Raw genomic sequence first — 12,401 nt, 5'->3', positions numbered from 1 at the left:
CCGCCTCGGCGTGCTGAATCTGCTCGCTGATCTGCAGCGTGAAGAGGGCCTCGGCGTGCTCTACATCACCCACGATCTCGCCACCGCCCGTCACTTCAGCGACAAGATCATGGTGCTCAACCAGGGTCGAGTCGTCGAGTACGGCGACGCCGACGACGTGATCCTCAACCCTCAGGACCCCTATACGCGCGAGCTGCGGGCGGCGTCTCCCGACCCCGACAAGCACTTCGCGACGGCCGGCTCGCACGGAGGTGCCCAATGACCACCGCATCCCCTCAGCTGCCCCTCGTCGACGACGAGAACCGCGACGCACTCGAGGTCGGCACCACCGCGACCACCGCGCAGAAGGGCCGCACCCTGGTGCCCTGGCGCTTCTTCGCCGGGCGGGCGGGCTTCTACCTGTTCACGCTCTGGGCCGCGATCACCATCAACTTCTTCCTGCCCCGGTTCATGAAGGGCGATGCGGTCAGCTCGTACCTCGCGCGCAACCGCAACATCAGCCCGGAGGCGGCGGACTCGCTGCGCGTGCTGCTCGGCATCGACACCGACAAGTCGATGTGGCAGCAGTACATCGACTACTGGGCGATGCTGTTCCGCGGCGACCTCGGCATCTCGACGCTGCACGGTCTGCGTCCGGTCTCGGAGGTGCTGGCATCCGCTCTGCCGTGGACGCTCGGCCTCGTCGGTCTCGCGACGATCATCTCGTTCATGCTCGGCACCGTCGGCGGCGCGATCGTCGGCTGGAAGCGCGGCAGCAGGCTCGATGCGCTCATCCCGATCACGACGTTCTTCAACACGATCCCGTACTTCTGGCTCGGTCTCATCGCGATCGCGATCTTCTCGTCGACGTTGAAGTGGTTCCCCTCGTCGCACGCCTACGACAAGGGGCAGTCGCCCGAGTGGAGCCTCGACTTCATCGGCCAGGTGATCATGCACGGCACCCTGCCCGCGGTCACCATCATCATCGCGTCGCTCGGCGGATGGATGCTGGGCATGCGCAACATGATGCTCACCGTTCTGGATGAGGACTACATCACGGTCGCGCAGGCCAAGGGCATGCCGAACAGGCGGGTGCTCTGGGCATACGCCGCCCGCAACGCGGTGCTGCCCCAGATCCAGAGCTTCGCCCTGTCGATCGGGTTCATCGTGGGCGGAACGATCGTCATGGAGATGGTCTTCAGCTACCCGGGTGTCGGCAAGCTGCTGCTCGACGCCACCAATGCGAAGGACTTCGCCCTGATGCAGGGCGTGTTCCTGGTGATCACGCTGTCGGTGCTGGTCGCCAACATCCTCGCCGACATCGTCTACGCATACCTCGACCCGCGCACGCGCCAGACGGAGGCCTGACATGAGCGTTCCCACCTCGACCGACACCACCGCACCCGACGGCAGCACGATCCCCACCGGGATGCCCGAGACGGCGACGTTCCGCACCGCGACCGATTCCACCGCGTCGCGCAAGACGTTCTGGTCGCAGCTCGGGCAGTCGTTCGCGATGTTCCGCAACCCGAAGTCGATCGCGGGCCTGATCATCCTCGGGGTGTTCGTGCTGATCGCGATCTTCGCCCCGCTGCTCGCGCCCTACGGCGCGACGCAGAAGGATCGCACGGCGCTGCGGCAGCCGCCATCGCTCGACCACTGGCTCGGCACCACCCACATGGGCGAGGACGTGCTCAGCCAGCTCATCTTCGGCACGCGGGGCGTGGTGGTGGTCGGCTTCCTCTCTGCGATCATCGCGACGCTCATCGCGATCACGATCGGCGTCATCGCCGGGTACGTGCGCGGGTGGAAGAGCGAATCGCTCTCGGCGCTCACGAACGTGTTCCTGGTGATCCCCGGCATCCCGCTGATCATCATCGTGGCCTCGCAGTTCGAGAACCCGCCGCTCATCGTGATCGCCGCCGTGCTGGGCCTGACGGGCTGGGCGTGGGGTGCGCGCGTGCTGCGTGCGCAGACCATGTCGCTGCGCAACCGCGACTTCATCCAGGCGGCCCGCGCCAACGGCGAGCCGCTGCACCGCATCATCACGGTCGAGATGCTGCCGAACCTCATGGCGCTGATCGCGTCGAGCTTCGTCGGCACCGTGACCGCGGCCATCCTCGGCCTCACGACCCTCGCCTTCATCGGAGTGATTCCGGTGAGCAACCTCAACTGGGGCACGATCCTCTTCTGGGCGCAGCAGAACGGCGCGTTCCCGCGGCTGTGGTGGTGGTACGTGCCCGCCGGGCTCTGCATCGCGATCATCGGCGTCGCGCTGTCGCTGATCAACTTCGGCATCGACGAGTACGTCAACCCGAGACTGCGATCGGCCGGTGAGCGTGCTCGCGCGATGAAGAAGAAGGGTCTCAACGTTAACGACCCGGTGACGGCGGTGCGGAGCGCGCCGACGACCGACTCGGGTACCGTGCAGAGCGCGGCGACAGCGACGACGACCCATACGAAGACCGATACGAAGACACAGAACGCCGAGTGATGACCTCTCAGACCCTGACCGAATCCCTGCCCTACCTCGACCCCGAGCTGCCGATCGCGGCACGCGTCGCCGACCTCCTCGACCGCATGACGGTCGAGGAGAAGATCGGGCAGATGCTGCAGCTCGACGCCCGCGACGACCTCGATGATCACGTGCTCGGCAAGCACGTCGGCTCGATCCTGCACACCTCGCCCGAGCGGATCATCCGCGCGAACGAGCTGACCGCGCAGACCCGGCTGCGCATCCCGCTTCTCGTCGCGGAGGACTGCATCCACGGCCACTCGTTCTGGCCGGGCGCGACGATCTATCCGACCCAGCTCGGCATGGCGGCGACGTGGGACGCGGAACTCGTCGAGAAGGTCGCGCGGGCCACCGCGGTCGAGGTCGCAGCCACCGGCATCCACTGGACCTTCTCGCCGGTGCTCTGCATCGCGCGCGACCTGCGCTGGGGCCGTATCGATGAGACGTTCGGTGAAGACCCGTTCCTCATCGGCGAACTCGCCTCGGCCATGGTGCGCGGCTATCAGGGCGACGGTCTCGACGACCCGACCGCCATTCTCGCGACCGCCAAGCACTTCGCCGGATACTCCGAGACGCAGGGCGGCCGCGATGCGAGCGAGGCCGACATCTCGCGGCGCAAGCTGCGGTCGTGGTTCCTGCCGCCGTTCGAGCGCGTCGCTCGCGAGGGATGTCGCACGTTCATGCTCGGCTACCAGACCACCGACGGTGTGCCGATCACGGTCAACGACTGGCTGCTCAGCGACGTGCTGAGGGGGGAGTGGGGCTACACCGGCACGCTCATCACCGACTGGGACAACGTCGGCCGCATGGTCTGGGAACAGCACGTGCAGCCCGACTACGCGCACGCGTCGGCCGCCGCGGTGAGCGCCGGCAACGACATGGTCATGAACACGCCCGGATTCTTCGCCGGTGCGCTCGAGGCGGTGTCGAACGGTCTGCTCGCCGACGACGCTTTCGACGACGCCGTCGCGCGCATCCTCACCCTGAAGTTCGAGCTCGGGCTGTTCGAAGACCCGCGGCTGCCGCAGGACGACCTGGATGCCGTGGTCGGCAGCGCCGCGCACGCGCAGCTCAACCTCGACACCGCTCGCCGCTCGATCGTGCTGCTCGAGAACGACGGCGTGCTGCCGCTCGACGCGTCCGCGGCGCTGAAGGTCGCCGTCGTGGGCCCGCTCGCCGACGACGCCCAGACGCAGCTCGGCGACTGGGCCGGCGGCTCGGGGCAGGCCGGATGGCTCGACGGGCAGCCGCGCGAGATGATCACGACCGTGCTCGATGGCCTCGCAGGCGTCGACGGATGGTCGGTCACGCACGCTCGCGGTGCCGAGATCCTGACGCTCGAAGACGACCCCCGCGGCGCGAAGTTCCCCGACGGGCAGCCGCGCCCCTCGGTCGTCGTTCCGAGCGCACCCGACGAGACGCTGATCGCCGAGGCCGTGGCGGCTGCCGCGGCATCCGATGTGGTCGTCGCCGTCGTCGGCGACCGTATCGAACTCGTCGGCGAGGGGCGCTCGACCGCGACCCTCGAGCTGATCGGCGGGCAGAACGCCCTGCTCGACGCGCTGATCGCGACCGGCAAGCCGGTCGTCGTGGTGCTCCTGGCGTCGAAGCCGCTGGTGCTTCCTGCCTCTGCCTCGCAGGCCGCCGCCGTGATCTGGGCCGCGAACCCCGGCATGCAGGGTGGCCGCGCGCTCGCCGAGATCATCTCGGGTGCGGTCGAGCCGTCGGGACGTCTGCCGATCTCGTTCGCTCGTCACGTGGGTCAGCAGCCGACGTACTACAACCAGATCCGCGGGCAGCACGGCGATCGCTACGCCGACCTCACGCAGTCACCGGCCTGGGCGTTCGGTGAAGGGCTGTCGTACTCGACCGTCTCATACGGCGACCTGTCGATCGCGGCCGACCGCCTCGGTCTCGACGACACGATCGTCGCCGAGGTGACCGTCACGAACACGGGTTCGCGCCCCGCACGCGAGACGGTGCAGGTCTATGTGCGCGACTCGATCACGAGCGTGAGCTGGGCCGACAGAGAGCTCAAGTCGTTCCGTCAGGTCGACCTGGCGCCGGGAGAATCGACGCGCGTGCGGCTCGAGGTGCCGGTCGCCGACTGCTCGATCGTCGACGCCGCCGGCATCCGCCTCGTCGAGTCCGGGGCATTCGAGCTGCTCGTCGGCCCGAGCTCGCGCGACGAAGTGCTGCTCCGCGCTCCGTTCACCGTGATCTGACCTGTGACGGGGGCGCTCAGGCGCCCTCGTCGCGCAGGCGCTGGGGGCCGGCGCCCTGGCTGCCGAGAGCGTCGTCGGGGTTGAGCAGACCGCACGCCTTCATCGACAGGCAGCCGCAGCCGATGCATCCGGTCAGCTCGCGCTCGAGGCGCTCGATGCCCTCGCGGCGCTTCTCGAGCTCGCGCTTCCAGCGCCGCGACGCCCGCTGCCAGTCCTCGTGGCTGGGGGTCTGCGTCAGCGGAACGTCGGCGAATGCGTCGTGCACATCGGAGAGAGGGATGCCGAGGCGCTTCGCCACGGTGATGAGCGAGACCCGGCGCAGCATGTGCCGGGCGTAGCGGCGCTGGTTGCCCGCGGTGCGCGTGGAGGCGATGAGGCCCAGGCTCTCGTAGAAGTGCAGCGCGGAGGGCGCGACGCCGGTGCGCCGGCTCATCTCGCCGATCGTCAGCGGCTCGTCCGGGCCGTGCGCGGCGCGGTCTGCGTCGGTGTCGGCGGCGCGTTCGGTGTCGGTGTCGGTGCTCATGCTCGACCTCCTCGATTTGACCTCAAGTGTACTTGAGGTCATACGGTGGCAACCGTGACCCGAACGGAGACCGCCACCCGATGACCTACGTGATCGCTCTTCCCTGCGTCGATGTCAAGGATCGTGCGTGCATCGACGAGTGCCCGGTTGACTGCATCTATGAGGGCGAACGCTCGCTGTACATCCACCCCGACGAGTGCGTCGACTGCGGCGCGTGCGAGCCCGTCTGCCCCGTCGAGGCGATCTACTACGAAGACGATCTGCCGGAAGAATGGCAGGACTACTACAAGGCCAACGTCGAGTTCTTCGATGATCTCGGATCGCCCGGCGGTGCCGCGAAGCTCGGCGTCCTCGAGCGGGACCACCCGATCATCGCCGCACTTCCGCCCCAGGAGGCACCCGAATGAGCAGTCAGCAGCATCCCGCAGCGCCCGTTCCGTCCGAGGTCGGCGAAGGGCTCAAGGCCGCGTTCCGCGCGCATCCGGCGGGGGTCGCCATCATCACGGCGATGACCCCTGCCGGTCCGGTCGGCCTCACGGCGTCGAGCGTCGCCTCCGTCGCGGTCGGCCCCGCGGCGATCGTGTTCTCGGTCACCAGGGCCACCGGCAGCGCGGGCTCGATCCTCAACGCCGAGTCGTTCGTCGTGCACCTCATCGACGATGAGCATTCGGCTCTGGCGCAGAGCTTCGCGGTGAGCGGCGCCGACCGCTTCACCCCCGAACAGGGGTGGAGCACCCTTCCGACCGGTGAGCCGTACCTCGCCGAGGCGCGCGCCGCGATGCGCGGTCACACGATGTCGACGGTCGCGGTCGGCTCATCGACCGTCGTGGTCGCTGAGATCGACGAGGTTCTGCTCGGGCGGCCGGGCCGACCGCTCGTCTACCTCGACCGCCGATTCCACTCACTCCCCACCGATCAGAACGACTGAAAGGAACAGCATGCCCACTCCGTACACCCTCCCCGAGCTGCCGTACGACTACTCGGCTCTCGCCCCGCACATCTCGGGCAAGATCATGGAGCTGCACCACTCGAAGCACCACCAGGCCTATGTGACCGGTGCCAACACCGCGCTCGAGCAGCTCGGCGCCGCTCGCGAATCGGGCGAGTTCGCCGCCGTGAACAAGCTCGAGAAGGACCTCGCCTTCAACCTCGGTGGTCACATCAACCACTCGGTGTTCTGGGAGAACCTGTCGCCCGACGGCGGCGGAAACCCCGAGGGTGAGCTCGAGGCGGCGCTGACCGACGCGTTCGGCTCGATCGACGCCTTCCGTGCGCACTTCACCGCGACCGCGCTCGGCGTGCAGGGCTCGGGCTGGGCCGTGCTCGCCTGGGACAGTGTCGGTGCTCGACCGGTCATCTTCCAGCTCTTCGACCAGCAGGGCAACGCTCCACTCGGCGTGACGCCGCTGCTGCAGCTCGACGTCTGGGAACACGCGTACTACCTCGACTACCTCAACGTGCGCGCCGACTACGTCAAGGCGTTCTGGGAGCTCGTCAACTGGTCCGACGTGCAGCGTCGCTTCCAGGCCGTGCAGGAGAAGACCGCGGGGCTCATCGTCGCCCGCTGAGCTGCGCGCCTCTTCGGGAGGAGATCTTGTCTTCGGGAGGAGGATGCCACGGCATCCGTCCTCCCGAGGCGCAGTTCTCCTCCCGAGGCGCAGCAGGTGAAGAAGCGAGCAAGCGGGCGTCAGGCGAGCAGCTCGCCCGCGAGCGCCTCGATCCGGCGGCGGATGTCGTCGCGGATCGGTCGCACGGCATCGATGCCCTGCCCTGCGGGGTCATCGAGGGTCCAGTCCTCGTAGCGCTTGCCGGGGAAGAACGGGCAGGCGTCGCCGCATCCCATCGTGATCACCACATCGGATGCCTGCACCGCTTCGGTCGTGAGCACCTTGGGCTGCTCGGCGGTGATGTCGATGCCGAGCTCGCTCATCGCCTCGACCGCGACCGGATTGATCTGATCGGCGGGCATCGAGCCCGCCGAGCGCACCTCGATGCGGTCGCCTGCGACCTCGCGCAGGAAGCCCGCCGCCATCTGCGAGCGTCCTGCGTTGTGTACGCAGACGAACAGGACGGAGGGCTTGGCGGTGGTGGTCATGATGTCTCCAGGGTAAGCGAGCGGGCGGGGTCGAGGACGCTCAGTGGCGATCTGCCGATCTGCAGCGTGGATGGGGCCGCGCAGCAGCTGCCCGCGTTGTCGTCGAAGTCTCCCGACCCACCGCACACGCCGGTATCGGGCATGCTGAGCTCGTTCCGGGCAGCGCTCTCATGGTCGCCGGCGAGGTGGGCGGCAACGCTGCGCACCTGCTCGTAGCCGGTGAGCGCGAGGAAGGTCGGGGCTCGCCCGTACGACTTCGCGCCGACGATGAACAACCCGTGTTCCGGCTGGGCGAGCTGGCGGGCGCCGGTCGCGGCGACGGAGCCGCAGGAGTGGACGTTCGGGTCGATCTCGGAAGCGATGCCGGCGACCGCTTCGAGCGCGGGATCGAGGTCGATCCGGAGCTCGCGCAGCATCCCGGTGTCCGGGCGGAAGCCCGTGAGCGCGAACACGCGCCCGACATCGGTCACCGCGCGTCCGTCCTCGGCGACGATCGTCAGCCCCGCGTCGGTTCGACGGAACTCGGCGACCCGGAATCCGGTCACGAGATCCACGATTCCGTCGTCGATCACCCTGCGTGCGCGGGAGCCGAGTGCGGCGCGCTCGGGCAGCTCGTCTCCGAGACCGCCGCCGAAGACGTTCGCGGCGCTCCCGCGGCGCAGCAGCCAGGTGACGCGCGTCCCCGGCGAGCGGCGGGCCAGTTCGCTCAGGCGCAGCACGGCGTGCGTCGCGGAGTGCCCGGCACCGACGATGACGGTGTGCGAACCTGCGAGGGCCGACACGTCAGCCGGGATGCGGTAGGAGATCAGATCCGACGCCGCGGTCTCACCGATGGCAGGGAAGCCATCCGCCCCGGCCGGATTGGGAAGACCCCAGGTGCCGCTCGCATCGATGACGGCCCGGGCGAGGATGCGCGATTCGAGGCCGTCGGCGTCGACGGTGTGCACGACGAACGGCTGACTCCTGCGTCCGGCATCCACCACCTTGTCGCGCCCCTGGCGGGCGACGCCCGTGACGGTCGTCGCATAGCGGATCCGATCGCCGAGCGCGCGCGCGAGCGGCGACAGGTAGTCGCTCACCCATTCGGCACCTGTCGGATACCCGGATGCGGGAGCGCTCCATCCGGTCGGCTCGAGCAGGCCGCGTGCGGCGGCGTCGGTGAGCTCCGGCCACGCCGAGAAGAGACGCACGTGCCCCCACTCCGACACTGCGGATGCAGGAGCTCGCCCTCGCTCGACGACGATGACGTCTTCACTGCGTTCGACGAGGTGAGCCGCTGCGGCGAGACCCTGTGGGCCCGCTCCGACGATGACGACGGGTAGCTCAGGCATCACATCTCCTCGAATCGATGAACTTCAATATGAAGCATCCGGCACCTATCGAAGAATGTCAATACGTGAGAGGATGACGGCATGACGCTTCCGGTCACCATCGCAGACACCGCCTGCTGCACGCCGAGTGCGGCATCCGGTCTGCCCATCGCCGAGGCCGAGCGCATCGCTCACCTGTTCAAGGCCCTCGGTGACCCGACCCGCATCCGGCTGCTCTCGCTGATCTCATCGGCAGAGGGCGGTGAAGCCTGCATCTGCGATCTCACCGATCCGGTCGGGCTGTCGCAGGGCACGGTCTCTCACCACATGAAGCTCTTGGCCGACGCGGGCCTCGTCATGCGGGAGCAGCGCGGCAAGTGGGCGTACTTCTCGCTCGCCGACGGCGCGCTGAACGCTGCCGGAGAGGCGCTGCGAGCAGTCTGAATTCCTCAGGCGCTGCGAGATAGGCTGGTCCCATGGCCCTCACGATCGCCGGTTCGGCGCGCGCTCCGCACGAGTTGCGCTCGGCGACACCGATGAAGGAATGGATGCGCGTGGTACTGCACCCCGGGACCAACGGGTGGACCAGCGTCTGGGGCACTCTCTCGCACGGCGAGATCGCGGGCTGCCCGCCGCCACGCGACTAGACCACGCCTCGATGGGGTGGTGGTCTTCCGCGCCGTTCACCCCTACTTTTCGCGTGAGGTCTCGCTATGTCCGCTTCTCCCGTCCGTCCCCGTCCCCGTCTCCGACTGGCTCCGCATGAGCTGTGGCGGGGCATCCGGTCCAATGCGCGCAGTGACGTGCTCGGTGGTTCGCTCCTGCTCGCCGCCACCGTCGCGGCGCTGATCCTCGCCAACACTCCCGCGGTGTCGTGGTACGAGTCGGTGCGCGACTTCAGTTTCGGCATCCCCGAGCTGCACCTCGACCTCAGCATCGGTGCCTGGGCGGCCGACGGTCTGCTGGCGATCTTCTTCTTCGTCGTCGGTCTCGAGCTGAAAGAGGAGTTCGTCACCGGCCGTCTGCGAGACCCGCGCCAGGCCGCGCTTCCGATCGCCGCCGCTGTCGGCGGTGTGATCGTGCCGGCGGTCATCTTCGCCGTGATCAACGCCGGCGACGGTGACGCGCTGCGCGGTTGGGCGATCCCGACAGCCACAGACATCGCCTTCGCCGTCGCCGTGATCGCGGTCGTGGGAAAGTTCCTCCCGCCGGCGCTGCGCGTCTTCCTGCTGACCCTTGCGATCATCGACGACCTCATCGCCATCACGATCATCGCGACGTTCTACACCGAATCGATCAGCCTCCCGTGGTTGACCCTGGCCCTGCTGCCTCTCGCCGGGTTCGCGTTCCTCGTGCAGAAGGGCGTGCGGGCGTGGTGGATCCTGCTGCCCCTCGCGATCGCCGTGTGGGTCTGCATCCATGCCGCCGGCATCCACGCGACCGTCGCCGGTGTGCTGCTCGGTTTCGTCGTGCCTGTCGTCCCGACCGAGCGCGCTCGGGTGCCGCGAGGGACGGATGCCGACGGCGAGCCTCTCTACGACGGCCTCGCCCCGCACTTCGCCGACCGGTGGGGTGTGGTCGCGACGCTGTTCGCCGTGCCGGTCTTCGCGTTCTTCGCCGCAGGCGTCCCGATCGGCGGGTTCGAGGGTCTGCGGTCGGCGCTGACCGATCCGATCGCGATCGGCATCATCGTCGGCCTCGTCCTGGGCAAGCCGATCGGGATCCTCGCGACCACGTTCCTGCTCAGCCGTGTGCCCGCTCTGCGCCTCGATGAGACGCTGCGCTGGCCCGATCTCACGGGCATGGCGTTCCTCGCGGGAATCGGGTTCACCGTCTCCCTGCTCGTCGGCGAGCTCGCCTACGGGTCGAGTTCGGTCGCCGATGAGCACGTCAAGATCGGCGTGCTCCTCGGCTCCCTGATCGCCGCGGTGATCGGCGGGTCGATGCTCGCGAGACGTAGTTCTCTTGCCCGTCGATCGCAACTCAGCTCGCGGGGCCGAGTGGTGTGACCGGCGTGGGTCGGGCTCGGGTTAGGGCACCAGACGCGCGGTCGTGCCTCTGACGTTCAGCTCGTAGGGGAGGGCGGCGGGGATGCCGGCGGCATCGCCCTCGTTGAGCTTCGCGAGCACGGCATCCGCGGCGCGCTCACCCTGACCGAGGGGGAACTGATCGACCGTGCTGAGTCGGAAGAACTCGCCGAGCTCGTGACCGTCGATGCCGACGATCGAGAGGTCGCCGGGTACGGCGAAACCGAGGTCGCGGGCGGCGAGGATCGCACCGATCGCCATCTCGTCGGATGCGGCGAACACGGCGGTCGGCCGCGGACCCGGGCGGCCGAGCAGCTGCTTCGCGGCCCGATAGCCGCCCTCGACGGTGAAGTCGGCGGCCTCGAGGAACGCCGGATTCAGCGGGATGCCGGCCTTCGCCAGCGCCTTCTCGAAACCGAGGCGACGGTTGGTCGGGATGTGGAAGTCGATGTCGAACTCGGGGTTGGCGCCGATGTGCGCGATGTCGCTGTGGCCGAGTCCGATCAGATGCTCGGTCGCGAGCTGGGCCACGGCCACGTCGTCGACCGTGAGGGTGTCGAGCCGGGGGTTCGGGCCGCCGATCGCGATCACGGGCAGCCCGAGGTCGAGCAGGTACTGCGTCTCGTCGTCGTCGAGTTCGATCGACACGGCGATCACGGCATCCACCCGCTGGCGGCGGAGGAACGTGTCGAAGACGTGCCGACGCACGTCCTTGTCGGCGGTGATGTTGTAGAGGGTGATGTCGTAGCCCTCGCGCATCAGCGCGGCGGAGACCCCCGAGAGCACCGTGCTGAAGAACCAGCGGTCGAGGAAGGGCACCACGACACCGACGTTGCGCGTGCGTCCGGATGCCAGGCTCGACGCCCGTGACGAGACGACGTATCCGAGAGCGGATGCGGCCTCCTGCACGCGCAGGCGGGCGGACTCGGACACATGTCCTCGCCCGCTCAGCGCGCGCGAGACCGTGGCCGTCGAGACCCCGGCGAGCCGGGCGACCTCATCGATGCTCGCCATGGGTTTCCTCTCTGAGGCGTTCCGGTCGCGGTTCGTGCCGTCGGGCGGTGCCGTGGGCGGCGCGAACTGCGACCGGAACGTGATGCGACGTTACGCCGTCGTGTACCAGACGGCCGTGTCGACCGGCACGGCTCCACCGTCGAACGGCTGGCTCTGCAGGATCACGAACGCGTCGGTCGGCAGCGCCACGGGCTTCGTGCCCAGGTTCGCGAGCACGTGCACGTCGCCGCGGCGGAACGCCACCGCATCCGCTCCCGCGTCTTCCCAGACCAGCGATCCGCTGCCGAAGCCGTACTCGCGGCGCCCGGCGAGCAGGCGCTTGTAGAGCGCGAGCGTCGAGGCCGGGTCGACCTCTTCCACGTCACGCGAGTACGAGGCCCAGTCGGCCGGCTGCGGCAGCCATGAGGCGCCGGTCTCGTTGAATCCGAAGGCCGGAGCATCCGCCTCCCAGGGCAGCGGCACGCGGCATCCGTCACGGCCGTACCGCTCGCCGTTCGTGCGGAACCAGGTCGGGTCCTGACGGAACGCGTCGGGGATCTCCATCGCCTCGGGCAGACCCAGCTCCTCGCCCTGGTACAGGTACGCGGATCCGGGCAGCGCGAGCATCACGGTCGTCGCGGCGCGGGCGCGAGCCAGGCCGATGGCGGTGTCTGGCTTGTGCGGGGTGTTCGGGCCGATGCCCTCACCCTGCGGGTTGTCGTCGGTGAGAGCGA

General features: G+C 68.7%; 13 protein-coding genes and 2 pseudogenes. 10 read left to right on the top strand and 5 right to left on the bottom strand.

Annotation, left to right across the window (positions count from 1 at the left end):
* The 4 genes and pseudogenes from J7E68_RS19945 to J7E68_RS15490 form a co-directional block, all read left to right on the top strand.
* A pseudogene (locus tag J7E68_RS19945) lies at positions 1–262 on the top strand (ABC transporter ATP-binding protein); the annotation flags it as partial.
* On the top strand, positions 259–1,347 hold the full coding sequence (locus J7E68_RS15500) for an ABC transporter permease (protein ID WP_215174083.1): 1,089 nt from the start codon (positions 259–261) through the stop codon (positions 1,345–1,347). The pseudogene J7E68_RS19945 and the gene J7E68_RS15500, both read left to right, overlap by 4 nt.
* Position 1,348: 1 nt before the next feature.
* Positions 1,349–2,473 carry an ABC transporter permease gene (locus J7E68_RS15495; RefSeq protein WP_251049049.1) on the top strand — a complete coding sequence of 375 codons (1,125 nt, stop codon included), beginning with the start codon at positions 1,349–1,351 and terminating at the stop codon, positions 2,471–2,473.
* Positions 2,473–4,719, top strand: coding sequence for a glycoside hydrolase family 3 N-terminal domain-containing protein (locus J7E68_RS15490; protein WP_215174081.1), 2,247 nt, complete (start codon positions 2,473–2,475; stop codon positions 4,717–4,719). The genes J7E68_RS15495 and J7E68_RS15490 overlap by 1 nt, the downstream gene beginning before the upstream one ends.
* A 16-nt stretch (positions 4,720–4,735) precedes the next feature.
* On the opposite strand, the gene soxR is transcribed toward J7E68_RS15490, so the two are convergent.
* Positions 4,736–5,242 (bottom strand): redox-sensitive transcriptional activator SoxR, encoded by a 507-nt coding sequence (soxR, locus tag J7E68_RS15485; RefSeq protein ID WP_285225503.1) that lies wholly within the window; start codon positions 5,240–5,242, stop codon positions 4,736–4,738.
* Between the two features lie 80 nt (positions 5,243–5,322).
* On the opposite strand from soxR, the gene fdxA reads away from it, so the two are divergent.
* From fdxA to J7E68_RS15470, 3 genes are read left to right on the top strand one after another with little or no spacing between them, the layout of a single operon-like run.
* Positions 5,323–5,649, top strand: a complete 327-nt coding sequence (fdxA, locus tag J7E68_RS15480) for a ferredoxin (RefSeq protein WP_215174080.1) — start codon at positions 5,323–5,325, stop codon at positions 5,647–5,649.
* A complete protein-coding gene (locus tag J7E68_RS15475; protein WP_215174078.1) occupies positions 5,646–6,170 on the top strand; it encodes a flavin reductase family protein in 525 nt (174 codons plus the stop codon). The genes fdxA and J7E68_RS15475 overlap by 4 nt, the downstream gene beginning before the upstream one ends.
* A 10-nt stretch (positions 6,171–6,180) precedes the next feature.
* Entirely contained in the window at positions 6,181–6,810 is a 630-nt protein-coding gene (locus tag J7E68_RS15470) for a superoxide dismutase (protein WP_215174076.1), read from the top strand.
* Between the two features lie 119 nt (positions 6,811–6,929).
* Here J7E68_RS15470 and J7E68_RS15465 read toward each other — a convergent pair whose 3' ends face one another.
* Positions 6,930–7,337: an arsenate reductase ArsC gene (locus tag J7E68_RS15465; RefSeq protein ID WP_215174074.1), complete on the bottom strand. Its 408-nt coding sequence runs from the start codon at positions 7,335–7,337 to the stop codon at positions 6,930–6,932.
* On the bottom strand, positions 7,334–8,668 hold the full coding sequence (locus J7E68_RS15460) for an NAD(P)-binding domain-containing protein (protein WP_215174072.1): 1,335 nt from the start codon (positions 8,666–8,668) through the stop codon (positions 7,334–7,336). Before J7E68_RS15460 ends, J7E68_RS15465 begins: the two co-directional genes overlap by 4 nt.
* An 81-nt stretch (positions 8,669–8,749) precedes the next feature.
* Between J7E68_RS15460 and J7E68_RS15455 the strand changes: the two genes are divergently transcribed.
* The 3 genes from J7E68_RS15455 to nhaA all read left to right on the top strand — a co-directional run bounded on the left by J7E68_RS15455 (position 8,750) and on the right by nhaA (position 10,656).
* On the top strand, positions 8,750–9,091 hold the full coding sequence (locus J7E68_RS15455) for a metalloregulator ArsR/SmtB family transcription factor (protein ID WP_215174070.1): 342 nt from the start codon (positions 8,750–8,752) through the stop codon (positions 9,089–9,091).
* A gap of 32 nt (positions 9,092–9,123) precedes the next feature.
* On the top strand, positions 9,124–9,294 hold the full coding sequence (locus tag J7E68_RS15450) for a hypothetical protein (protein WP_215174069.1): 171 nt from the start codon (positions 9,124–9,126) through the stop codon (positions 9,292–9,294).
* A 66-nt stretch (positions 9,295–9,360) separates the two neighbouring features.
* Positions 9,361–10,656: a Na+/H+ antiporter NhaA gene (nhaA, locus tag J7E68_RS15445; RefSeq protein WP_215174067.1), complete on the top strand. Its 1,296-nt coding sequence runs from the start codon at positions 9,361–9,363 to the stop codon at positions 10,654–10,656.
* 21 nt (positions 10,657–10,677) lie between these two features.
* Here nhaA and J7E68_RS15440 read toward each other — a convergent pair whose 3' ends face one another.
* Both J7E68_RS15440 and J7E68_RS15435 read right to left on the bottom strand, forming a co-directional pair.
* Entirely contained in the window at positions 10,678–11,688 is a 1,011-nt protein-coding gene (locus J7E68_RS15440) for a LacI family DNA-binding transcriptional regulator (RefSeq protein ID WP_215174065.1), read from the bottom strand.
* 90 nt (positions 11,689–11,778) lie between these two features.
* Positions 11,779–12,401 (bottom strand): annotated as a pseudogene (locus J7E68_RS15435) (alpha-amylase); the annotation flags it as partial.

Origin of the sequence: Microbacterium sp. ISL-103, assembly GCF_018613995.1 — a bacterium.
Lineage (GTDB): Bacteria > Actinomycetota > Actinomycetes > Actinomycetales > Microbacteriaceae > Microbacterium.
The sequence above is the reverse complement of the archived record's forward strand: the minus strand, read 5'-3'. Positions and strand labels throughout refer to the sequence as shown.